The sequence below is a fragment of the Rhizobium sp. NZLR1b genome, from assembly GCF_019685155.1.
Classification (GTDB): Bacteria; Pseudomonadota; Alphaproteobacteria; order Rhizobiales; family Rhizobiaceae; genus Rhizobium.
In genome coordinates, this window is the sequence record NZ_JABDWC010000003.1 from 403381 (window position 1) to 426142 (window position 22762).

25 protein-coding genes, 1 tRNA gene and 1 pseudogene are annotated in these 22762 nt (G+C 60.9%); 15 read left to right on the top strand and 12 right to left on the bottom strand.

Annotated elements, in window-relative coordinates:
- Positions 1 to 29: 29 nt before the first annotated feature.
- From HJB84_RS06390 to HJB84_RS06410, 5 genes are all read left to right on the top strand, one after another.
- On the top strand, positions 30 to 1268 hold the full coding sequence (locus HJB84_RS06390; protein ID WP_207582045.1) for a sugar ABC transporter substrate-binding protein: 1239 nt from the start codon (positions 30 to 32) through the stop codon (positions 1266 to 1268).
- A gap of 75 nt (positions 1269 to 1343) precedes the next feature.
- Positions 1344 to 2261, top strand: a complete 918-nt coding sequence (locus HJB84_RS06395; protein WP_207582044.1) for a carbohydrate ABC transporter permease — start codon at positions 1344 to 1346, stop codon at positions 2259 to 2261.
- On the top strand, positions 2258 to 3121 hold the full coding sequence (locus HJB84_RS06400) for a carbohydrate ABC transporter permease (protein ID WP_221115516.1): 864 nt from the start codon (positions 2258 to 2260) through the stop codon (positions 3119 to 3121). Before HJB84_RS06395 ends, HJB84_RS06400 begins: the two co-directional genes overlap by 4 nt.
- A gap of 19 nt (positions 3122 to 3140) precedes the next feature.
- The gene (locus tag HJB84_RS06405; RefSeq protein ID WP_221115517.1) at positions 3141 to 5063 is read left to right on the top strand and encodes a glycoside hydrolase family 127 protein; all 1923 of its coding nucleotides are present in this window, start codon (positions 3141 to 3143) and stop codon (positions 5061 to 5063) included.
- A gap of 23 nt (positions 5064 to 5086) precedes the next feature.
- Complete coding sequence (locus HJB84_RS06410) at positions 5087 to 6160, top strand: ABC transporter ATP-binding protein (RefSeq protein ID WP_221115518.1); 1074 nt, start codon at positions 5087 to 5089, stop codon at positions 6158 to 6160.
- A 51-nt stretch (positions 6161 to 6211) separates the two neighbouring features.
- Here HJB84_RS06410 and dxr read toward each other — a convergent pair whose 3' ends face one another.
- Complete coding sequence (gene dxr, locus HJB84_RS06415) at positions 6212 to 7402, bottom strand: 1-deoxy-D-xylulose-5-phosphate reductoisomerase (RefSeq protein WP_221115519.1); 1191 nt, start codon at positions 7400 to 7402, stop codon at positions 6212 to 6214.
- Between the two features lie 243 nt (positions 7403 to 7645).
- Positions 7646 to 7786, bottom strand: a complete 141-nt coding sequence (locus HJB84_RS06420) for a hypothetical protein (protein ID WP_221115520.1) — start codon at positions 7784 to 7786, stop codon at positions 7646 to 7648.
- Here HJB84_RS06420 and HJB84_RS06425 point away from each other — a divergent pair.
- Both HJB84_RS06425 and HJB84_RS06430 read left to right on the top strand, forming a co-directional pair.
- Positions 7785 to 8435, top strand: a complete 651-nt coding sequence (locus HJB84_RS06425; protein ID WP_221115521.1) for a hypothetical protein — start codon at positions 7785 to 7787, stop codon at positions 8433 to 8435. The two genes, HJB84_RS06420 and HJB84_RS06425, sit on opposite strands and share 2 nt — an antisense overlap.
- An 89-nt stretch (positions 8436 to 8524) precedes the next feature.
- Positions 8525 to 8815, top strand: coding sequence for a BON domain-containing protein (locus tag HJB84_RS06430; RefSeq protein WP_221115522.1), 291 nt, complete (start codon positions 8525 to 8527; stop codon positions 8813 to 8815).
- A 43-nt stretch (positions 8816 to 8858) separates the two neighbouring features.
- On the opposite strand, the gene HJB84_RS06435 is transcribed toward HJB84_RS06430, so the two are convergent.
- The gene (locus HJB84_RS06435) at positions 8859 to 9011 is read right to left on the bottom strand and encodes a hypothetical protein (protein ID WP_207582037.1); all 153 of its coding nucleotides are present in this window, start codon (positions 9009 to 9011) and stop codon (positions 8859 to 8861) included.
- Positions 9012 to 9271: 260 nt separating this feature from the next.
- Here HJB84_RS06435 and aac(6') point away from each other — a divergent pair, with 260 nt between their 5' ends.
- Complete coding sequence (gene aac(6') / locus HJB84_RS06440; protein ID WP_207582036.1) at positions 9272 to 9724, top strand: aminoglycoside 6'-N-acetyltransferase; 453 nt, start codon at positions 9272 to 9274, stop codon at positions 9722 to 9724.
- Between the two features lie 144 nt (positions 9725 to 9868).
- On the opposite strand, the gene HJB84_RS06445 is transcribed toward aac(6'), so the two are convergent.
- Positions 9869 to 10135, bottom strand: coding sequence for a hypothetical protein (locus HJB84_RS06445; protein ID WP_221115523.1), 267 nt, complete (start codon positions 10133 to 10135; stop codon positions 9869 to 9871).
- A 246-nt stretch (positions 10136 to 10381) separates the two neighbouring features.
- Between HJB84_RS06445 and HJB84_RS06450 the strand changes: the two genes are divergently transcribed.
- Positions 10382 to 10900, top strand: coding sequence for a DUF2937 family protein (locus tag HJB84_RS06450; RefSeq protein ID WP_221115524.1), 519 nt, complete (start codon positions 10382 to 10384; stop codon positions 10898 to 10900).
- 507 nt (positions 10901 to 11407) lie between these two features.
- Here the strand turns inward: HJB84_RS06450 and HJB84_RS06455 are convergent.
- From HJB84_RS06455 to HJB84_RS06465, 3 genes are all read right to left on the bottom strand, one after another.
- Complete coding sequence (locus HJB84_RS06455) at positions 11408 to 11698, bottom strand: hypothetical protein (protein ID WP_221115525.1); 291 nt, start codon at positions 11696 to 11698, stop codon at positions 11408 to 11410.
- Positions 11699 to 11915: 217 nt separating this feature from the next.
- Positions 11916 to 11992, bottom strand: a tRNA-Arg gene (locus HJB84_RS06460).
- Between the two features lie 53 nt (positions 11993 to 12045).
- Entirely contained in the window at positions 12046 to 13209 is a 1164-nt protein-coding gene (locus HJB84_RS06465; protein ID WP_207582025.1) for a M20 aminoacylase family protein, read from the bottom strand.
- Positions 13210 to 13391: 182 nt separating this feature from the next.
- Between HJB84_RS06465 and HJB84_RS06470 the strand changes: the two genes are divergently transcribed.
- Positions 13392 to 14525, top strand: coding sequence for a D-alanyl-D-alanine carboxypeptidase family protein (locus tag HJB84_RS06470; RefSeq protein WP_221115526.1), 1134 nt, complete (start codon positions 13392 to 13394; stop codon positions 14523 to 14525).
- A 24-nt stretch (positions 14526 to 14549) separates the two neighbouring features.
- A complete protein-coding gene (locus tag HJB84_RS06475) occupies positions 14550 to 15704 on the top strand; it encodes a GTP-binding protein (protein ID WP_221115527.1) in 1155 nt (384 codons plus the stop codon).
- Positions 15705 to 15737: 33 nt separating this feature from the next.
- Here HJB84_RS06475 and HJB84_RS06480 read toward each other — a convergent pair.
- Positions 15738 to 16128, bottom strand: a pseudogene (locus HJB84_RS06480) (FadR/GntR family transcriptional regulator); the annotation flags it as partial.
- Between the two features lie 127 nt (positions 16129 to 16255).
- Between HJB84_RS06480 and HJB84_RS06485 the strand changes: the two are divergent.
- From HJB84_RS06485 to HJB84_RS06500, 4 genes are all read left to right on the top strand, one after another.
- Positions 16256 to 16543 (top strand): DUF2282 domain-containing protein, encoded by a 288-nt coding sequence (locus HJB84_RS06485; RefSeq protein ID WP_207582022.1) that lies wholly within the window; start codon positions 16256 to 16258, stop codon positions 16541 to 16543.
- A 64-nt stretch (positions 16544 to 16607) separates the two neighbouring features.
- Positions 16608 to 17495, top strand: coding sequence for a DUF692 family multinuclear iron-containing protein (locus tag HJB84_RS06490; protein WP_221115529.1), 888 nt, complete (start codon positions 16608 to 16610; stop codon positions 17493 to 17495).
- Positions 17492 to 18274 (top strand): DUF2063 domain-containing protein, encoded by a 783-nt coding sequence (locus HJB84_RS06495; RefSeq protein WP_221115530.1) that lies wholly within the window; start codon positions 17492 to 17494, stop codon positions 18272 to 18274. The genes HJB84_RS06490 and HJB84_RS06495 overlap by 4 nt, the downstream gene beginning before the upstream one ends.
- Positions 18271 to 18768, top strand: coding sequence for a DoxX family protein (locus tag HJB84_RS06500; RefSeq protein ID WP_207582019.1), 498 nt, complete (start codon positions 18271 to 18273; stop codon positions 18766 to 18768). Before HJB84_RS06495 ends, HJB84_RS06500 begins: the two co-directional genes overlap by 4 nt.
- Positions 18769 to 18966: 198 nt before the next feature.
- Here the strand turns inward: HJB84_RS06500 and HJB84_RS06505 are convergent, their stop codons facing one another.
- The 4 genes from HJB84_RS06505 to xerD all read right to left on the bottom strand — a co-directional run bounded on the left by HJB84_RS06505 (position 18967) and on the right by xerD (position 22759).
- Positions 18967 to 19191: a sulfurtransferase TusA family protein gene (locus HJB84_RS06505; protein ID WP_221115531.1), complete on the bottom strand. Its 225-nt coding sequence runs from the start codon at positions 19189 to 19191 to the stop codon at positions 18967 to 18969.
- Positions 19192 to 19196: 5 nt separating this feature from the next.
- Positions 19197 to 20441, bottom strand: coding sequence for a murein L,D-transpeptidase family protein (locus tag HJB84_RS06510; RefSeq protein ID WP_221115532.1), 1245 nt, complete (start codon positions 20439 to 20441; stop codon positions 19197 to 19199).
- A gap of 348 nt (positions 20442 to 20789) precedes the next feature.
- Entirely contained in the window at positions 20790 to 21743 is a 954-nt protein-coding gene (locus tag HJB84_RS06515) for an acetyl-CoA carboxylase carboxyltransferase subunit alpha (RefSeq protein WP_221115533.1), read from the bottom strand.
- A 62-nt stretch (positions 21744 to 21805) separates the two neighbouring features.
- On the bottom strand, positions 21806 to 22759 hold the full coding sequence (gene xerD / locus HJB84_RS06520) for a site-specific tyrosine recombinase XerD (protein ID WP_207582016.1): 954 nt from the start codon (positions 22757 to 22759) through the stop codon (positions 21806 to 21808).
- Positions 22760 to 22762 lie beyond the last annotated feature (3 nt).

Sequence of the window (22762 nt, forward strand, 5' to 3'; positions counted from 1 at the left end):
GGGAGATGCGCCATATCGGGAGGAGTGTCATGATCAAGCGTCTTTTGGCGGCGACCAGCATCGCCAGTCTATGTCTGTTTTCGGCTGCGTCGGCGGCTGAAAATGTCGAAATGTGGGTTCGATCCGGCATCGGCGACGCCTTCAAGAAAGTCGTCGAAGCCTATAATTCCGGCCATGAGAACAAGGTCGTGATGACCGAGGTGCCGTTCTCCGAACTGGTGCAGAAATATGCGACGGCGATTGCCGGCGGACAGGCGCCGGACGCGCTGTCGATGGATCTGATCTATAATCCTGCCTTTGCTGCCGCCGGCCAGCTGGAGGACCTGACGGACTGGGCAAAATCGCTGCCCTATTTCAACTCGCTATCGCCGTCGCATGTCCGCCTCGGCACCTATCAGGACAAGATTTACGGCCTGCCGCTTTCGGTGGAGACATCGGTCTTTGCCTGGAACAAGGATCTCTACAAGAAAGCCGGTCTCGACCCGGAAAAGGCGCCGGCCAACTGGGATGAAATCACCGCCAACGCCGAGAAGATCCGGGCGCTCGGTGACGATACCTACGGCTTCTATTTCTCCGGCGGCGGCTGCGGCGGCTGCATGATCTTCACCTTCACGCCGCTCACCTGGGGTGCGGGCGCCGATATCCTGTCGGCCGACAGCAAAAAGGCGACGCTCGATACGCCGCAGATGCGTAAGGCCGTCGATATCTACCGCAACATGATCAAGAAGGACCTGGTGCCGGCGGGTGCCGCCAGCGACACCGGCGCCAATTTCCTGACCTTCACCAATGGCAAGATCGGCCAGCAGACCCTCGGCGCCTTTGCCATCGGCACGCTGGTGACCGAGCATCCCGATATCAATTTCGGCGTGACCCTCATTCCGGGCGTCGATGGCAAGCCGTCGTCCTTTGCCGGCGGCGACAATTTCGTCATCACCAAGGGCACGAAGAAGATCGACGCGGTGAAGGGCTTCCTCGAATATGTCTATTCGGAGGACGGCCAGAAGATCATGGCAAAGTACGGCAGCCTGCCGACACGCGGCGATATCGCCGACAAGGTGCTGCAAGGTCTCGACCCGCGCATGCAGGTCGGCCTCAAAGCGATCAGTGTGGCCAAGACCCCCTATACGCTGCAGTTCAACGACCTGATCAACAGCGCCAACGGGCCGTGGGCGAGCTTCACCAACGCCGCGATCTTCGGCGACGATGTCGACGGCGCGTTTTCGAGCGCCCAGTCGGAAATGCAATCGATCATCGATAGCGGCCAATAACTCTCTCCCGGCCGCGGCCGGGGAGCGGTGGCAGCTTCCCGGCCAAATCCCAACCGACAGATGCGGAGCGTTTCGATGACCGGTTCCGGTCCAGAGATTCTATTGCCTCGGCGCAGGCGACGACGCCAATCGAACTGGCGCGGCCTTGCCTATATCGCGCCGGCCATGGCGCTGGTCATCGTCTTCTTCCTCATGCCGGTGCTGTTCACCGGATGGATGAGCCTTCACAACTGGCCGCTGATGGGGGCATCGCGCTGGATCGGCTTCAACAATTATTACCGCATGGTCAACGACACCCGCTTCATGACGGCGCTCTCTTTCACCGCCTATTATACGCTCATCGTCACCGTCGCCATCTTCGCCGTCGCCTTTCCGCTGGCGATCTTCGTCGAGAAGGAACGGCAGTTCGTCAGCGCCTATCGCACGGTGATCTTCCTGCCGGTTGTCGTCGGCCTCGCCACCGCCTCGCTGCTCTGGGTCTGGCTTGCCAATGTCGATAGCGGCTTCATCGGCCCGGCCTTGAAAGCGCTCGGCCTGGTCGAAAAGAGCCCCAATCTTCTAGCGACCTTCGACACCGCCTTTCTGACGATCGTGGTGATGGTCGTCTGGAAGATCGCAGGTTTCACCATGATCATTCTTCTGACTGGGCTGCAGGCCATTCCGTCCGAGCTGACCGAGGCCGCCCGCATTGATGGCGCCGGCCGCTGGCAGCGTTTCCGGCATCTGACGCTGCCGCTGATGCGCAAGACGATCGCGCTGGCGCTGATCGTCTCCGTCACCGGCTCGATTCTCGCCTTCGACCAGTTCTACATCATGACGTCGGGCGGACCGCAGAACAAGATGATCTCGGTGGTCTACTACATCTTCAATCAGTCCTTCGTGTCGTTCAATCTCGGTTATGGCGCAGCGCTGTCGATCGTGCTGCTCGCCATCCTGATGGCGATCAGCATCGTGCAGCTCTGGCTGCTGCGCGTCGGGGAGGAGCGTCCATGATCACCTCAAGGGAACGCCGGGCGCGCAAAGCCTTCCGCGTGAAGTCGGCCTATCATCTCACCGGCATCGCCATCTCGATCTTCTTTCTCGCCCCCTTCGTGATCACGCTGTTGTCCTCCTTCCGGCATGGCACGGAGGCCAGCCTGCCGCCCTTGCCGCCGTGGCCGACATCCGGTGTCAGCATCGATTCCTACGCGCTGCTCGATACGTTCGGCGCCGGCATCTGGCAGCATATGATCAACTCGCTGTTCGTCTCGGTCGCCACCGTGGTGCTCACCGTCGGCGTCAGCCTGCTCGCCGGCTATGGCTTCTCGCGCTATCGGTTCCCGCTGAAGAATGCGCTCTTCGTGCTGATCATCACCACTTTGATGATCCCGTTCCAGTCGATCCTGACACCGCTCTTCATCATCCTGGCAAAACTCGGCCTCAACAATTCGCTGCTCGGGCTGACGCTGGTCTATGTGACGCTGCAGCTGCCCTTCTCGGTTTTCATGATGCGCAACGCCTTCGATGCGGTGCCGAAGGAGATCGAGGAGGCAGCACGCATCGATGGCGCGCGTGACCTCCGGCTCTTGGTCCGCGTTCTGCTGCCGCTGGTGCTTCCAGGTGTGGCGACGGTGGCGATCTTTGCCTTCCTCAATGCCTGGAACGAGTTTCTGGCAGCCCTGGTGCTGCTCTCCAGCAATGAGAAATACACCCTGCCGGTGCTGATGACGGCGGTTCGCGCCGGACGGCTCGGCGCCATCAACTGGGGAGCGGTCCAGGCCGGTGTCGTCGTCATGACGATCCCTTGCCTGATCGTCTTCCTGCTCCTGCAACGCTACTACATGCGCGGGCTGATGGCCGGCGCGGTGAAATAACTGAGGGAAAATCGAGCTCATGACCAAATCAAGCAACGACCGCCAGTTTCGTCCCGTCGCCGTTCCCGATGTGGAGCTCGGCGGCTTCTGGGGCAAATGGCAGGACGCCGTCTGCAATTCCACTGCCGAGACCCTGCTCGACCGCTGCGTCGAGGCCGGCATGCTGACGGCGATCGATGTCTCCCAGCCGAGCCCCGGCGTCGTCATCCCCATCCAGCCCTGGGGCGGGACGACGCAGATGTTCTGGGATTCCGACCTCGGCAAGTCGATCGAGACCATCGCCTATTCGCTCTATCGCCGCCCGAACCCGAAGCTGGAAGCGCGGGCCGACGAAATCATCGACATGTATGAAAGGCTGCAGGACAAGGACGGTTATCTGAACGCCTGGTTCCAGCGTGTCGAGCCCGCCCGCCGCTGGACCAATCTGCGCGACCATCACGAGCTTTATTGCGCCGGCCATCTGATGGAAGCCGCGGTCGCCTATTATCAGGCAACCGGCAAACGCAAGCTGCTCGATATCATGTGCCGCTTTGCCGATTACATGATCACGATATTCGGCCATGGTGAAGGCCAGTTCCCCGGCTATTGCGGCCACGAAGAGGTCGAGCTTGCGCTGGTCAAGCTTGCCCGCGTCACCGGCGAAAAGAAATATCTCGAACTGTCGAAATTCTTCATCGACGAGCGCGGCACCGAGCCGCATTTCTTCACGGCGGAAGCCAGCCGCGACGGCCGCAGCCTGTCCGACTATCATCAGAAAACCTATGAATATGCGCAGGCGCACCAGCCGGTGCGCGAGCAGACCAAGGTCGTCGGCCACGCCGTGCGCGCCATGTACCTCTATTCCGGCATGGCCGATATCGCCACCGAATATAAGGACGACAGCCTGACGGCGGCGCTGGAAACACTGTGGGACGATCTGACCACCAAGCAGATGTACATCACCGGCGGCATCGGCCCGGCGGCCTCGAATGAAGGTTTCACCGATTATTATGACCTGCCGAACGCCACGGCTTACGCGGAAACCTGCGCCTCGGTCGGCCTGGTGTTCTGGGCAAGCCGCATGCTCGGGCGCGGCCCGGACCGACGCTATGCCGACATCATGGAACAGGCGCTTTATAACGGCGCATTGCCAGGACTATCGACCGACGGCAAGACCTTCTTCTATGACAATCCGCTCGAAAGTGCCGGTAAACACCATCGCTGGAAATGGCACCATTGCCCCTGCTGCCCGCCGAATATTGCCCGGCTGGTGACCTCGATCGGCTCGTATATGTATGCCGTCGCCGACGATGAAATCGCCGTGCATCTCTACGGCGAAAGCACCGCACGGCTGAAGCTTGCTAACGGCGCTGAAGGGCAACTTGAGCAGACCACCAACTATCCCTGGGACGGCGCGGTGGCCTTTACCACAAGACTCAAGACGCCGGCAAGGTTCGCGCTGTCGCTGCGCATTCCGGACTGGGCGGAGGGTGCCACTCTCAGCGTCAATGGAGCAGTGCTCGATCTCGACGCCAATATCCGCGACGGATATGCCAGGATCGACCGCCAATGGGCCGACGGCGATCGTATCGATCTCTATCTGCCGCTGGCACTTCGCCCGCAATATGCCAATCCGAAGGTGCGCCAGGATGCCGGCCGCGTCGCATTGATGCGCGGTCCGCTGGTCTATTGCGTCGAAACGACCGACAATGACGAAGACCTCAACGCCATCATCCTGCCTCGCGAGCTCCCGGCCGCCGAAACCGTCGTGCTGAAGGATCTCAACGATGCCGTCGCCCTTGATCTCAAGGTCGAGCGCGAGGAGACGTCGAACTGGGGAACACCGCTCTATCGCCAGGCGCCGGCGGAAAGGCAGGTCGCCACCGCGCGTTTCGTGCCCTATCATCTCTGGGACAACCGCGGGCCCGGAGAGATGCTCGTCTGGGTCCAGTCGGACAAGTAGGTCGTTTGGGGATGACGAACGGTATGGCAAACAAGAGCGTCGTGCTCCAGGACGTGCGAAAAAGCTATGGCAATCTGCAGGTGGTCCACGGGATCGACCTCACGATCGAAGAAGGTGAATTCGTCGTCTTCGTCGGCCCGTCGGGCTGCGGAAAATCGACGCTTCTTCGGATGATCGCCGGCCTGGAAGATGTCACCGACGGCGAGGTCGAGATCAAGGGACGCAACGTCACCGATCTCGATCCGTCCGAGCGCGGCATCGCCATGGTCTTCCAGTCCTATGCGCTCTACCCGCATATGAGCGTGCGCGACAATCTGGCTTTCGGGCTGAAGATGGCGCGTACCAATGCGGCCGAGATCGAGACGCGCGTGAAGGCAGCCTCGGCGATCCTGAAGATCGACCATCTTCTCGACCGGCGGCCCGGGCAGCTTTCCGGCGGCCAGCGTCAGCGTGTGGCGATCGGCCGGGCGATCGTGCGCAAGCCCGATGTCTTCCTGTTCGACGAACCGCTGTCCAATCTCGATGCGGAACTCAGGGTTTCGATGCGCATCGAGATCGCCCGGTTGCACCGCGAGCTCGGCAACACGATGATCTATGTCACGCACGACCAGACCGAGGCGATGACGCTCGCCGACAAGATCGTCGTGCTGCGCGACGGCCGTGTCGAGCAGGCCGGAACACCACGGGAAATCTACGAGAACCCCGCCAATACTTTCGTCGCGGGCTTCATCGGCTCGCCCCGGATGAACCTCTTGAATGCCCGCTGGGGCGAGGGAAGCCTGGTCGAAGTCGCCGGCAAGCAGATCGAAAGCGGCCTGCCGCCGGCAGACAGGCCAGTGGGTGCGGCGGTGACGCTCGGCCTGCGGCCGGAGCATTTGAGGGTGGCGTCGGACCTGGCGGGCAGTCTGACGGCCAAGGTGGATTTTTCGGAGTATCTCGGCGGAACGCAATATCTCTATTGCCAGCTTGCCGATGGCCAGTCGCTGACCGTCGAGCATCGGTCGCCGATCAGCATTGCGGCGGGCGAGCAGGTCAGCCTGTTGTTCGAGCCATCGGACTGCCGATTGTTCGACGAAGGTGGCAACCGGTTGCGGTAATAGCGTTGACGATGGCAAGCTGGCCGCTCGGCGAGCGTCCGGCTCGGACCTTCACTCGGCGACCGCGAGGGTCATCAGCTCCGACGCCCGCTGCCGCGCCTGCCTGTCGGCGGCGAAGACATCGTCCATATCGGCTGCCGGCGGCAGGCCGGCTAGGTCGTCCATCACCCTCTCGGTGATCTCGGCCATGGCAAGGAAGGACAGCCGCCCTTCGATGAAGGCTTCGAGCGCCACTTCCTTGGCGCCGTTCAGCACCGCGCCCTGAACGCCGCCGCGCGTCATCGCCAGGCGCGCCAGCCGCAATGCCGGAAACCGCAGCTCATCCGGCGCCTCGAAATCCAGCCTGGCGAGCTTGGCGAAATCCAGCCGCTCGATCGGCAGGTTCGGCCGGCGCGGAAAGGCCAAGGCATAACCGATGGCCGTGCGCATATCGGGGGCGCCGAGCTGGGCCAGCACCGATCCGTCGGTATAACCGACCATCGAATGGATGATCGATTGCGGATGGAAGATGACTTCGATCTGTTCGGGCTTCAGGCTGAAGAGATGCCGGGCTTCGATCATCTCCAGCGCCTTGTTGAACATCGAGGCGCTGTCGATCGAGATCTTCAATCCCATCGACCAGTTCGGGTGGGCGCGTGCGGTTTCCACCGTCACGCCGGCCATCTCCTGGCGCGAGGCGGTGCGGAAGGGGCCGCCGGAGGCCGTCAGAATGACGCGCTCGACGGCGTGGCGCTGGTTTTCTTCCAGCACCTGGAAAATCGCATTGTGCTCGCTGTCGACGGGAAGCAGCCTGCCGCCGCCTTCCCGGATCGTTGCCAGGAAGAGATCGCCGGCCGAGACCAGGCATTCCTTGTTGGCAAGGGCGATATCGGCGCCGCGGCGTGCGGCGGCAAGGGTCGGTGCCAGCCCCGCCGTGCCGACGATGGCCGCCATCACCCAGTCGGCTTCACGGTCTGCGGCTTCCATCAGGCCGGATTTTCCGGCCGCGACGGCAACGCCGCTGCCCGAAAGTGCGCTCTTCAGTGATTCGTAATGCCGGTCGTTTGCCGTCACCGCCATCAGCGCGCCGGATGATTTCGCCTGCCGGGCCAGCAATTCGACATTGCCGTTGCCTGTTAGTACGGAGATTTCGAAATTCTCCCGCCCGCCCAGGTGATCGACGACATTGAGGGTGTTTTGGCCGATCGAGCCGGTCGATCCGAAGATGCTGAGGCGCCGCGGCGCGGTTTTGCCGGTCATCATATGCAATTTCGCGAAAGTTTCTCTCGTAGGCTGAGGCTCTACTAGGCTTTGGAGGGGGCGGCAAGTGTGCGGTGCAGCAGATTTCATCCCTCAAGGGGTTTACAGAGCGGCGGCTGGGTGTGATCCTTGTAGCGTTGCTGGCGGAATCGAAATTCCGTCGCGCCGTTCACGGCCGCATGGTCAATTCGGGGCGCCGAGGCGTCCCAAGAAGCACAGGCACTGAGGTGCCGCTGGCCTTTCCGGTCAAACATTAAAATCGAGGATGAAACCGGGATAGGCGGCTTGGCCGCAATCCTTCATCGCGTTCGCTGCGAGCGCATTCATACGCGTTGCTGCGTCGGTTTCGGCGCTGCGGCGCCATGTCTGGAAACGTTCGGACTTCATGACGACATTCAAAATAGCGTGCATTGTTTTTGCCATCGTAACCTCGCTCGCCACTGCGACGAGGGCGGATGATCTGCTGATCTGGTCGCCGGCCAAACTCTCCGACCGGTCCTACAAGGCGACGATGGGTTTTCGTCTGCCGGCGGAATGGGAAACCAGCGCCGGTGCCGATATTGGCCTGGCGTCGACCAAAGGCGGGGCGCCGCTGCCCGATTCCGGACAGGCGATGCTCTGGGGCCGGATCGACAGGACCAGCGTCACGCCGGCAGGCCAATCACAGCGGGGCGCAAGCATCAACGTCGATACGCTGCGCGGCAGCGGCGCGCTGACGCTCAGCCGCTCACGCAGCTGGATCCTGTCGGACTCGCTCGACATGCAATCGAGCCGATCCATCAGTGTCCAATATGACGCGGTCGATATCAAACAAGCCTCGGTGACGGCCTCGCAGGCGCTGAAGCTGATCCATCCCTGGACGGGAACGTCGCTTTCGGCGGGCGCAGGCGTCAGCAATGCCAGCGGCGACTTTTCGAGCACGGTTGCCGTCAACCAGGCGATCCTGCCGAACCTCAATCTCGATGCCTCGGTCAACAATCCGTTTTCGGCGAGCGAGGCCGGCAGCGTCAATCTGCGCTATCGCCTCAACTGGTAGCGGCGCTGCAACCAAATCCGGCCGACGGGCGTTTCCTCCGCAGGTTTGACGCCCGGGATCGACGCCCTGGCTTTAAGGAGGAACGGATCATGGTTTTCAAGGAGCAGACATTTCACGGGCTCGAGCCCGAGATGGAAGCGGAAATTTCCAATCGCGCATCGGTCGAAGCGGCCGTCGCCAATGCGCTGGCGATTGCCGGCGGCATCGATGCGGCTGATGTCGAAGTGACGATGGAGAACGACCAGATCGTGCTGACCGGCACCGTCGGCACGGTCGGCGAGATCGAACGGGCGACCGCGGTCGCCAAGGCCGTCGAAGGCGTGCATTCGGTGCAGAACCGGATCCTGCTCGGCGGGCCTCCGATCAATGATTGGCATTGACGGGGAGCGCTTTCGCGTCCTCTCTCAATGAGCGCTCAGCCGATCAACCGGCGAAGCGCTCGACGAGGAAGGACGAACCGGCCATACGATCGGTCTTCTGCAGGGCAACCGACCCGTGCGGGTGATAGGCGATGGCAAGCAACACGGCGCTGACGGCGACATAGGCGATTGCCAAAAGACTCATCTTGATACGCATGACACTCACTCCCTTTTGGCGAATAACGCGGCTGATATGGCGAAGTTCCGCATCAAGAGATCAAATAAAAAGCCCGGCTAATCAGCCCAGCCCCTAACCGAAATGTGGAATCCAAGTAGATACTGGTGCCGAATCCCTGTGGCATGGGTATTTGGGGCGGTTCATCTTGCTGGAAATATCTTCGTGAAGCATTCTGCGCACACACCTGTCCCAAACTGTCGCGTTAATTGGGATTTTTGCGACAAGAAGGCAGCCGCAATATGGAATCGACTATCGAGATTGGGACTATAAAAGATGTTGAGCCATGGGCGCAGCTTCGCGTTGCACTATGGCCGCATCACTCGCTTGACGATCATCGAGCTGAGTTGGACCGGGCGTTTCTTTCAGAAAGTGGAGAAGCCGTCGCGTTCATCGCTCGAAATGCTGCGAATGAAGCTGTCGGGTTTGCTGAAGCCACTTTGCGACATGATTATGTGAATGGATGCAGCAGCTCGCCCGTTCTATTCCTCGAAGGGATTTATGTCCGGCCCGTTGACAGGCGAAAAGGTATCGCACGATTGCTGTGCAATGCTGTTGCCGATTGGGGGAAGCCGCTTGGGTGTGTTGAGTTTGGCTCTGACGCGCCGCTTGAGAATTCAGCCAGCCATGCGCTCCATACCGCTTTAGGATTTGAGGAGACACAGCGCGTCGTGTTCTTCCGAAAGCCACTGTAGGCCGGTGTTGCCCTTCCACGAGGATGGCTTGTCGCGAAACTCACTCGCAAAAGTTGGAGTTTCGCGACAGATATTTGCTACAGAAAGTATTCCACATTTCCGTTAGGGGCTGGGCTGATCAGCCGGGCTTCGTGCTTGGATCGCCTATCGGCAGACCCGGGTTTCCTCGATGACCGTATGGCCGTGACGGCGAATTTTTTCCGTCTTGGTGAAGCAATCGCGGGACACGTGGCGCGGCCTCACGTGCTCCCGATAATAGGGCCGTTCCGCATAACGATAGTGGGGCCGTTCGGCATGGCGATAGTAGGGCCGTGCGTCATCCGTGGTGATGGTGACGCTGGCCGCCTGGGACGGCATGGCGGAAAAAATGGATGCGGCGGCGAGTGTGCAGGCAAGGATAATCTGTTTCATGACAAGTCTTTCTTTCTGAGTTGGTCACGGGAGCAACTCGCCGGAAGCGCTCTCGGTTCAATCACATAGCGTTACCGATTGTGTCGTTGCGAAACCTTTGCGGCCGCGGATCGTTAAAGCATGTCGCGCAAAAGTGTCCGCGGTTTTGCGATAACGACATGCGTAAAACAAAGAACTAAAGCGCGACCAGCGTATCTGAAAGATCGCGACGCGCGTTGGCGCTGAGGAGAGCCGGAGGCATCGAGAATGGGACCAATCGCCAGGATCATCGCCATCGTCGCCGGGCTTGCCGGCGGCACGGTCTTTTCGCAGGCGCCGGAATTTGCCCAGCAATACCGCCAGCGGATCGGCGGGGCGATCGACGAATTGCGCATCATCGTCGAGGATTTCAACAGACAGGCAGCCGCACACCACCTCGACCGACAGCAGGCGCTGAACACCTATGCACAATCCTCCGACGATTTCCTGCGCGACCGCGGCGTCTCGATGCAAAGCACGATTGCGCGCTACGAAACGCTGCTGTCGCAGCAGCTGAAACTCGGCACCGCCGCCCCCGTCGCCAAGCCCTTCGTGCTGTTGGGCGAGCCGGATGATGTCGTTTTCGCCAATACCTGGCGGGATTTCGTGCCGGGTGTGCCCGTCAGTTTCGCCGGCCTTGTTTGGGGTGCGATCGGTTTTATCGGCGGCTGGATGGTGGCCGCGCTGTTGGGGCTGGGCACGCGGCGGGTGGTGAGGACGGGGAGGGTCGATCGCCAGGTGCCCTGAACCAAGCGGCGGTAAATGCGGCGCGCCGAAGATCGAACGGTTTTCGCACTAGCCGCGTGCTGGCGATAGACCAATTACCGCAGAGCATATCTAGGCACTGTGATAGTAGGCGGCTGCAGCAGTGCCGATAGGTCAGACTACGGGCTTGATTATCGCGATTCTGTCGCAGCGCTCAGATAGAGTGTGCGCCCGCCAAAATTTGACCCGATGCAGTCTCAGTGAAGTCAGTCCCCGTCATGCGATCAAGCCTAAGTTATCCATGGTCACGCGTGTCGGACGAAGCTTCACATTTATGATCGCAAGTGTTCGATTAGCATCGTTCAACTCTCCGAGTAGACGATCGGTAGAAACACTGAGTTTGCTGATCAGATTGTCGTCTTCCATAAGGCAGAAAATTCTCTCGGGCATCGTAACGCCGCTTGTTCTCAAGTTGTTCACTTCACTTTTGGTTGGCACTCTTAGGCCATCGAAAAGTGTCTTGATGCGATTATCTATATCTCCAAGGTTTTACACGAGCATACCCGGCGGCTGAGCGCGCTGTAGGAGGATATCTAATTCGGCGTGGATGAATAGGCCTTCTGAGGCAATCGCAATGAAGACTTGTTCATCGATCGCGGTTTGAGCGCTTAGATTGCCTGGTTTCTTCTCGCCTTGCCATTCCGGAAGGTGACAAAGCGGCTCATGCTGCAACAACGCCGCTACTTGAGGATGAATCGCCATCCGGATTCGATGGATGTCTTCAAGGTTTGATCGTTTTCGGGGACGGAGGTCACCATCAAATACGAGACGAAATTCCATCCGACTTCCTTTGTGAAAATATCACGTTCTCAGGTGCCGAAGCCGCGTCGGTTTTGTGTGTTTGATCCGTTCTCTTCTAGAACTACAGCTTACGCATAAGCCATGCTGTTCTCGCACCGTGTTGCATGGATTCGTCGTTTTCCTGTGGGATCGCTGGCAACGGAGAAGAATGGCAGTGACACGCAGCAACGGTCTTTTAGTTAAGTCATTGACAAGATGGTGATCCCGACGCGATTCGAACGCGTGACCCCCAGATTAGGAATCTGGTGCTCTATCCTGCTGAGCTACGGGACCACTGAATGCCATGCATACAAAAGGCTTGGCGGGAAGCCAAGCCTTAATTGTTGTCAGACGCCGAGGCGCTGTTCGGCGAGGCGGACCCAGTAGGAGATGCCGTGGGCGATGGCTTCGTCGTTGAAGTCGTAGGCCGGGTTATGCAGGCCGGCGCTGTCGCCGTTGCCGATGAAGATGAAGGCGCCGGGGCGGGCGTTCAGCATGTAGGAGAAATCCTCGCCGCCCATCATCGGGTCGATCTCGGCGTTGACGTTGCCCTCGCCGGCGATTGAAGTGGCGGTGGCGACCGCATGTTCGGTCTCGTCAGGATGGTTGACAGTGACGGGGTAGTTGCGGTGGAAGCTGATTTCGGCCTCGGCGCCGTGGGCTGCGGCCAGGCCCTCGACGATCTGCCGGAACCGCGTCTCGGCCAGCGTGCGTACTTCGGCGTCCAGCGTGCGCACCGTGCCGGCGAAGGTCGCATCGTTCGGTATGACGTTATGGGCGAAACCGGCATTGAACTTGGTGACCGAGACGACGACCGAGCTGATCGGATCGGCGGTGCGCGAGGCGATCATCTGCAGGTTGGCGACGATCTGGGCGCTAATGGCGATCGGGTCGATCGTCCGGTGCGGCTGGGCGGCGTGGCCGCCGCGGCCCTTGATGGTGACGGTGAATTCGTCGGTCGCCGCCATGATCGCGCCCTTGCGCGTGGCGAACTGTCCCACCGGCAGGCCCGGCAGATTGTGCATGCCGTAAACCTCTTCGATGCCGAAGCGCTCCATCATGCCGTCCTTGACCATCAGGTTGCCGCCGCCGCCGCCTTCTTCGGCGGGCTGGAAGATGACGGCGATATTGCCGTTGAAATTGCGGGTCTCGGCCAGGTACTTTGCGGCGCCGAGCAGCATGGCGGTGTGGCCGTCATGGCCGCAGGCATGCATCTTGCCCGGCGTCTTCGAAGCCCAGGGCTTGCCTGATATTTCGGTCAGCGGCAGGGCGTCCATGTCGGCGCGCAGGCCGACGGTGCGGCGGCCTTCGCCCTTGCCCCTGATCAGGCCGACGACGCCGGTGCGGCCGATGCCGGTGACGATCTCGTCAACGCCGAATTCCTTGAGTTTTTCGGCGACGAAGGCGGCCGTGTTTTCCACCGCGAAAAGCAGTTCGGGCCGGGCGTGGATGTGGCGGCGCCATTCGGCGACTTCGTCCTGCAATTCCGCGGCTCTGTTCAAAATCGGCATATTCGCGTTCCTGTTATGAAATCCCGACAATCTTTCATCGCATCACGAGGGTGTGAGCCCGGGGTGTGAGGCTGCGTATGAGGCTGTGGAAATTACTTAGTCAATGACCTTTGCCATGTCATAGCCATATAGGATAAATAGGTGAAGGTTTCGAGATTTTCCGAATATCCGAAGGACGAACCGTGTCGACGAGCCACTTCCGTTTGTTTGCCGCTTTGCGGCCGTTGAGTTTCGTGGTCGCCGCGACTGCCGGTTTTCTTGCCTCCATTCCGCTTGCTCAGGCCAATCCGCATATTCTCGTCGATGTGCAGACCGGCCGCGTGCTCGAGCATGAAGAAGCCTTCCGCAAGTGGTATCCGGCCTCGCTGACCAAGCTGATGACCGTCTATACCGTGTTCGACGCGATCCGCGCCGGCCAGATCAGCCTCGATACGCCCGTGGTCATGAGCAAGCGCGCCGCCGCGCAGCCGGCCGCCAAGATGTATTTCAAGCCGGGCCAGAAGCTGACGCTCGACAGCGCTCTGAAGATCCTGATGGTGAAATCGGCCAACGACATTGCCGTCGCGGTCGCCGAAGCGGTCGGCGGCACCCAGGAAGCCTTCGTGACGCGGATGAACGGCGAGGCGCTGAAGCTCGGCATGACGGATTCGCATTTCGTCAATCCGAACGGCTTGCCCGGCAAAGGGCAGTATACGACGGCGCGCGACCTTGCGGTACTGACCGTGGCGCTGCGCCGCGATTTTCCGCAATATGCCGGGTATTTCGCGCTTGAGGGTTTCACCAACGGCCAGCAGAACGTGCCGAGCCTCAACATGCTGATCGGCCGCTTCGCCGGCGCCGACGGCATGAAGACAGGCTTCATCTGCGCCTCGGGCTTCAACCAGATCGGTTCGGCGACGCGCAACGGCCATACGCTCGTCTCGGTCGTGCTCGGCACCGACAGTCTCGCAGCGCGCGCCGATGCGACGGCGAACCTTTTGCAGAAGGGTTTCACCACGCCGTTTCCCGGCAACGATACGCTGGGTTCGCTGAAGCCTTACGGCGCGGGACAAGACCAGGTTTCCGACATTACCGCCGATATCTGCAGCGCCAAGGGCGCCAAGGTGCGCAGCGAAACGCGCGACGAGGTCGGCCGTATGCGGGTGCAGTCGCCCTATATCCTGGAAATGGATCACGATCCGCGCTTTGTCTTTGCCGGCCTCATTCCCGGCCAGGATCCGCAGCCGGCTCAGCAGCCGGAAAAGGTGGCGACTGGCGATACGGCGGGAGGCATCGCCAACGTGCCGGTGCCGATGCCGCGCCCGACATCTTTCTAAGATAGGTTTTCAAGGTAAAACGACATGAGCGCGCTCAACGACAGGATTCCGGTCACCATCCTGACCGGCTTTCTCGGCGCCGGCAAATCGACGCTGCTCAACCGCATCCTCAAAGATCCGGTGATGAAGGATGCAGCCGTCATCATCAATGAATTCGGCGATGTCGGCATCGATCATCTGCTGGTCGAAAGTTCCGGCGATTCGATCATCGAACTCTCAGACGGCTGCCTCTGCTGCACCGTGCGCGGTGAGCTTGTGGATACGCTGGCAAACCTGATGGACGCTGTGCAGACCGGCCGTGTCAAGCCGGTGAAGCGCGTCGTCATCGAAACGACGGGTCTTGCCGATCCTGCTCCGGTCATGCAGGCAATCATGGGCAATCCCGTCATTGCGACGAATTTCGAACTCGATGGCGTCGTTACCGTCGTCGATGCGGTAAACGGGCTGCAGACGCTCGACAATCACGAGGAAGCGCGCAAGCAGGCGGCGGTCGCCGACCGGCTGATCGTCTCGAAAAAACCGATGGCCGGCGGGACAGCTGGAGTGGATGCTCTGGAAAAGCGCCTGCGGGCGCTCAATCCGCGCGCGACGATGATGGATGCCGACAGCACCGAGGCAGGCAGTGCCGCGGTGCTCGTCAACGGCATCTACGATCCGGCGACGAAGATCGCCGATGTCGGCCGCTGGCTGCAGGACGAGAATGCGCACGAGGCGCATCACAATCATGATCATGATGGGGACCACGGCCACCATCACCACCATGATCACGCGCATCAGGACCCGCATGACGTCAACCGTCACGATGCCTCGATCCGCTCTTTCTCGATCGTCGAGGAAAAGCCGATCGATCCGATGGCGCTCGACATGTTTATCGACCTGCTGCGCTCTGCCCATGGCGAGAAGCTGCTGAGGATGAAGGCGATCGTTTCCGTCTCCGACCGGCCGGACCGACCGCTGGTGCTGCATGGCGTGCAAAGCATCTTCCATCCGCCGGTGCGGCTTGCCGCCTGGCCGGATCCCAGCGACCGGCGCACGCGCATGGTGCTGATCACCAAGGATCTGTCGGAAGCCTTCGTGAAGGATCTGTTCGACGCCTTCCTCGGCAAGCCGCGCATCGACATGCCCGATCGCGCCGCGCTGTCCGACAATCCGCTCGCCATTCCCGGCATGCGAATCTAGATCGCGTTCACATTTGTTGTTACGCGATCTTCTTCAGCTTCTGTGTTTACCGCTGCCTGAAAGCCATCTTGCCTGCTGGCCGCTCAGCAGCTGCGATAGCGGTCAGGTGGGCGCGCATGGCGGCGCGGGCGGCTTCCGGGTCACCGGCCGAGATCGCCCTCAGGATTGCCAGATGCTCGCCGCGCTGCAGGCCTTCCGGATAGTCACGCGACAGCGTGCTGTCTGTGCCCCAGGGCGAGGCTATGTCGCACGGGATCGCCCGCATGCCAAGCGCATCGAGAACTTCCACATAATATGAATTGTTCGTGGCAGCCGCGATTTCTCGGTGGAAAGCGAAGTCGCTCTTACCCGTCGCTTCGCCGCGGCCGAGCAGCCGGTCGAATTCGAAGGAGGCTTCCTGGATCTGCGCCTCCTGTGCTGCATTGCAGCAAACCATATTGTCGATCACGAATTCGTGTTCGTTGCCATGCGTAACAGAAGGCCTTGCCGAACCGCATGGAGAGTTACCCGGCCGATGACCGGCCGGCGGAACATCCAAGAGGAGATCATCCATGAACCGTTCGACGCTCACCCTTACCCTCGCCGGCTCGCTCGCCACCGCTTTTGCGTCCGTTGCTTTCGCCGCCCCGTTGCCGGCTGAGAAAATGGTCGGCAACGAGAAGTGCTATGGCATCGCGCTCAAGGGACATAACGACTGCGCCGCAGGCGCCGGCACGACCTGCGCAGGCACCTCGACGATGGACTATCAGGGCAACTCCTGGAAAGCTGTGCCGACCGGTACCTGCACCAGCATGAATGTCGGCGGCCACATGGGCAAGCTGGAGCCGATGAAGGGCTGACCGTCAAGCGGGGGCCCAGCTACACGGGTCCCCGCCATTGTCCGACAAATCGGGAGGAACCGCGATGTCCGCTTCAAAAATCCCAACTTCCGCCTTGCCCGCCCGTGCCGGCCTTGGTCTCAAGCCCGAGCACTATGAGACTATTCTGGCCAATCGGCCGGATATCGGCTTCTTCGAGGTGCATGCCGAGAACTATATGGGCGCCGGCGGGCCGCCGCATCGCTATTTGGAAGCCGTGAGTGCACTCTATCCACTTTCGCTGCATGGCGTCGGCTTGTCGATCGGTGCAGCGCACGAGCTTGACAAGGCGCATCTGAAGCGGCTGCGCGGCCTGATCGATCGCTATCGGCCGCAGAGCTTCTCCGAACATCTGGCCTGGTCGACCCACGACACGGGCTTTCTCAATGACCTGCTGCCGCTTCCCTATACGCCGGAAACGCTGGCGCGCGTCATCGATCATGTCGACGAAACGCAGCAGGCGCTCGGACAACGACTGCTGCTCGAAAACCCGGCGACCTACGTGCTGTTTGCCGACAGCACGATCGATGAGGTGGACTTTCTGGCGACAATTGCGGAGCGGACCGCCTGCGGTCTGCTGCTCGACGTCAACAACGTGATGGTCTCGGCGGTCAATCACCGGCTCGATGCCGCCACCTATATCGACTGCTTCCCGGTCGAGTTGGTCGGCGAGATCCACCTTGCCGGCTACGACGAGACCCTCGACGACGCCGGCGACCGGTTGCTGATCGACACGCATGGTACGGCGGTCAAGGGCGATGTGATGGCGCTCTACGAACACACGCTTGCGCGCAGCGGACCGCTGCCGACGCTGATCGAATGGGACAACGACGTCCCGGATTTCGTGACGTTGCAGACGGAGGCGGCCCGCGCGGATGCGATGCTCGCCGCCGAAACGCTCCGCCGCAATAAGCGTAGGATCCGGGCGGCATGACAATGGATTTCGCCGCAAGCCAGAACGCCTTTGCTGATGCATTGCTGCATGCCGACCGGCCGGTGCCGGACGGTATCACCACAGCGCGCGGCACGACCGACGCTGCGCGGTTCGCCATCTACCGCAACAATGTCTTCGTCGGGCTGACAAGGGCATTGGCGCAGCACTTTCCGGTGACGGAACGGCTCGTTGGAAAGCAATTCTTCACAGCTATGGCGCGGGCCTATGCCCAGGATCACAAACCCACCTCACCGCTGATTATCGAATATGGCGGCGACTTTCCGGATTTCATTGCAAGCTTCCGGCCGGCGAGTAATCTTGCCTATCTGGCCGGCGTCGCCCGGATCGAAGCGGCCTGGACGCGGGCCTATCAGGCGGCGGACGCCGCGCCGCTCGATCTCGCGGCCCTCTCGGCCTTGGCGCCCGAGACGCTTGCCGACTTGCGGCTGGTGCCGCACCCTTCAGCGGGTTTGATCCGTTCGGACCATCCTGTTGGCTCGATCTGGAGTGCGCATCAGCAGGACATGGTTATGCCGGTCGCCGACTGGCGAGCGCAGGATGTGCTGGTCGTGCGGCCGGAGATGACCGTCCATGTTCATATCCTGCCGCCGCAGGACTCCGTTTTCGCGGCCTGCTTGTTCAAGGCCGCCACGCTGGGTGCGGCAGCAGAGGCGGCATTGATCGCCGCCCCCGAATTCGATTTTGGAACAGCGCTGATTGGTCTTGCCAGTCTCGGTGCATTCGGCGCCCTGCAACAGGATGAAGGAAACGTCCCATGAAGACCGAAGCAGCCTCCTCATACGGCGCTGGCGCTGCCCTTGCCGCTCTCGTCACACGCACCGAAGGCCTGCTCGCCTCCCTTCCCCCATCGCTGCCGCTGCTGGCGCTGCGCTTCGCGCTCGCAATTCCCTTTTTCAAGTCGGGACTGACGAAATGGGACGGATTCCTGACGCTTTCACAAGGGGCAAGATATCTCTTCGAACAGGAGTTCAGACTCCATATCTTCGGCAGCGAGATTCCCTATCCGTTTCCCTTGACGATGGCGACGGCAGCAGGGATCGGCGAACTGGTCCTGCCGGTCCTGTTGATCCTCGGCTTGGGGACGCGGTTTGCCGCCCTCGGCTTGCTGCTGATGACGGCGATTATCCAACTGACCATTCCCGATGGCTGGGCGAATTTCCACCTGCCCTGGGCGGCGATGGCATTGGCATTGGTCGTGTTTGGCGGCGGCAGGATCGCAATTGATCCACTGGTAATGCAACGCCGCAAATGACCTGCGTTGCGACTTGTTCGGGCTGATTTTAGAGCATGTCGCGCAAAAGTGTGCAGCGGTTTCGCGATAACGACATGCGTAAAAACAATAGGCTAAAGCGCTAAGAGCGAATCTGTGTGCAGCGGTTCCGGGATAACGAAATGCATAAAAACAAAGGACTAAAGCGCGTCGCATGAATCAAGTTTGATGCGACGCGCTTTAGCCCTTTCGGATCAGGAAGCGGTGGCCGTTTTCGGTCTTTTCGGTCTCGACCAGCTCGTGGCCGTCCTCATTGCAGAAATGCGGCATGTCGATCACCGCCAGCGGATCGGTGGTGTCGACGCGGATGAGCGTGCCGCTTGCCATGGCGGCAAGCTTCCTGCGTGTCTTGATCACGGGGAAGGGGCATTTCAGGCCGCGAAGATCGTAGAGAACGGGGTTCAAGCCGTTCAGTTCCGCGCCCAGAATTTCCAGAACGGCTTCTTTGCCGCGACTTCTGCGGTTTCCTGCGGTTCGGGTGCCGTATAGGCCAGGGGGTTCGGCATCGGCACCGGCACCACTGCTGGGGTCGCGACGGCCGCAGGGGTCGCAGCAGCGACTGCCATTGGCTGCGGCTGGGCAGCGGCGAGAGGTGTGGCGCCCGGCGCGGTCTTGGCGGCAATGCCCTGCGCGGTGCGCTTGGCCATCATGTCTTCGAGGTCGGCAACCTTGACCATGCGGCCGGCTTCCAGCGAGGTGCCGGTCGGGGCATAAGCCAGTTCGCGGCCCTTGCGGGTCTTGGCGACCACCGCCTTGCGCTCGGCTTCGGACGGATCATACCAGGCCATGCCGTCGAATTTGCCCATCGCCTTGGCATAGTCGGCATCATAGGTCTTGCCGTAGGCGGAAAGCGCTGCCGTCAGCGCCGGCGGTGTCGACATAGCAGGGCACTTGCCGGCGGCATTGAAGGCGCCGCCATCGGTTGCCTGCTGGTTGAAGACGTATTTCTTCTCGCAGACGTTCACCTCGGGCGGGCGCTTGGTCACTTCGAAATTGTCGTAGCCGACCTTCAGCATCTTCCAGAAGTCGTAGCTCGAGTCGAGGCGATGCTTGACCATGTTTTCCGCGCTCATGCGGAAGGGGAAGGCCTGCAGCTGCACGGTCGACTGGCCGCCCTTGAAGGCGTCGCGGGCGAAGGCGTAGATCTCAAGCACCTGCTGGTCAGTCATCGAATAGCAGCCGGAGGACGAGCAGGCGCCATGGATCATCAGATCGGAGCCGCTGCGGCCGTTCGCCGCGTCGTAGCGGTTCGGGAAGCCGGTGTTGATCGCCAGATAATATTTCGAGTTGGGGTTCAGGTTGGCGCGCGTCAGGTCGTAAAAACCTTCCGGCGCCTGCCGGTCGCCGGTCTTTACCTTGGGACCGAGACGGCCGGACCAGGCGCAGATCTTGTAATCGGCGATCTTGTCGAAACGGTTGTCGGTCTTCGCCTTCCAGATCTCCATGGCACCTTCTTCCTTGAAGATGCGGATCATGATCGGCGAATTGCGGTCCATGCCCTTGGCGGACATGGCGGTGAGGATATGGGCAGGAAGCGGCTGCTCGACCTTGTTCTTGACCTTGGAGAGATCGACCTGCGCGGTATCCAACGCATCATTGCAGCCGGCAAGAGCCAGCGCCATGAGGGAAACATAGGCAAAATGACGTATGCGCATCCAAACTAGCCCATAAAGATAAAGCGACCCGGTCCGCCTATGGAGTTCGGGCATTGGAAGGAATCATAGGCGGCTTATACTTTATAAAACCTTACCAGCCTATGACGTGCCCCGAACATCCCCGCAAGCGCGAATGTTACAGATAGTATCAATGTGGCCAAGATTTGGCCCCAATCGGCGAAAGCCGAACTTGTCTCGGACATGATGCCGAAAAGTCTCAGCGATTTCCGGCTGTTTTAGAGCATGATGCCGAAAAGTGTGCGCGGTTTTCGGACGACATCATGCTCTACTCTTTAATTTAGAACAGGATTCAGATTTTAGGCCAACCGGGCCTAAAATCATCCTGTTCTAGAGATTGCGGCCGATATTGAGGAATTTCTGGCGTCGCTCGTTGCGCAGCTGCTCGCCGGAACGCGATGCCATTTCGCCGAGCGCATTGGCGATCATGTCGCCGGTCGCGGCAATGACGCTGTCGGGATCGCGATGGGCGCCGCCCAGCGGCTCGGAAATGATGCCGTCGATGATGCCGAGCGATTTCAGGTCCTCGGCAGTGATCTTCATGTTGGTCGCCGCTTCCCGGGCGCGGGTCGAATCGCGCCAGAGGATGGAGGCGGCGCCTTCCGGCGAGATGACGCTGTAGATCGAATGCTCGAGCATATAGACCTTGTTGCCGGTGGCGATGGCGATCGCGCCGCCCGAGCCGCCTTCGCCGATGACGATGGACACGAGGGGAACCTTGACGCCGAGACATTTTTCCGTCGAGCGGGCGATCGCCTCGGCCTGGCCGCGCTCTTCGGCGCCGACGCCGGGATAGGCGCCAGCCGTGTCCACCAGCGAAATCACCGGCAGGCCGAAACGATCGGCCATTTCGAGGATGCGGATCGCCTTGCGGTAGCCTTCCGGCCGCGGGCTGCCGAAATTGTGCTTCAGGCGGCTCTTGGTGTCGTTGCCCTTTTCCTGGCCGATGACGGCGACGGGCTGGCCGCGGAAGCGCGCGAGGCCCGCCTGGATCGCGGCATCCTCGGAAAATTTGCGGTCGCCGGCGAGCGGCGTGAATTCCTGGAACAGCGTCTTGGCGTAATCGACGAAATGCGGCCGCTGCGGATGGCGGGCGACCTGGGTCTTCTGCCAGGGATTGAGCTTGGAATAGATTTCGACGATCGCCTCGCGGACGCGAACCTCCAGCCTGCCGATTTCATCGGTGGTGTCGATGCTCTCGTCTTCCGTGGCGAGCTTCTTCAGCTCGATAATCTTGCCTTCGAGGTCGGAGATCGGCTTTTCGAAGTCGAGATAATTGTGCATGAGGTGCGTTTCCGTTCCTTGTGCCCGGGGCGTTTTCCTGGCTCCGCCCCTTGTCGCCGGTCCTATTCGTGCTTTTTCGCCTGTTTGGCAAGGGGGTGATGCGTCTGGACAAGCTGCTGCAGCCTCTCTTCCAGGACATGCGTGTAGATCTGTGTGGTCGAAATGTCCGAATGGCCGAGGAGTTCCTGCACGACGCGCAGATCGGCGCCATTGGCTAGCAGGTGGCTGGCAAAGGCGTGGCGCATGACATGCGGCGAGATCAGCGACGGCGTCAGCCCGGCGCGGATTGCCAAGTTCTTCAGGTCGCGGGCGAAAACCTGGCGTGGCAGGTAGCCCTCCTTCGAGGCGGCGGGAAACAGCCACGGGCTTTCCTGCGGCTGCTTCGCCACGGCATTTTCCGCCGCCAGCAGGCGCCCGTAGGATTTCAGCGCTGATATCGCCGAATGCGACAGCGGCACCAGCCGCTCCTTGTTGCCCTTGCCGCGGATCATCAGGAAACGGCCTTCCTGGTCGAGCACACGGGCGGGAAGCGTAACCAGTTCGCTGACACGCATGCCAGTGGCATAGAGCAGCTCCAGAAGCGCCAGCATGCGCAGGCGCTGCAGCTGGCCCGGCGCCGTATCCCCCGCTTCGGCCTCAGCCTGTGAAAGCAGCTTGCCGACCTCGTCGACGCCCATCGTCTTCGGCAGCGGACGGCCTTTCTTCGGCGCGTCGAGAATGCCGGTGGGGTCGTCGGTTCTCAGGCCCTCGGCGTAGAGGAATTTGTAGAATTGCCGCATGGCGGCAAGCCGGCGCGCCTGGGACGAGGGTTTGAAACCCTTTCGGGCAAGCGAGGAAAGATAGGCGGAGAGATCGGCGGAGGCAGCCTCGGTGAGCCGTATGCGACGCTCGTGCAGGAAGGAACTGACATCTTCGAGGTCACGCTCATAGGATTGCAGCGTGTTGGCGGCCGCGCCGCGCTCGGCGCTCATCATCTCCAGGAAGGATTCCACATGGACGCGGCCGAGATCCACCATTTC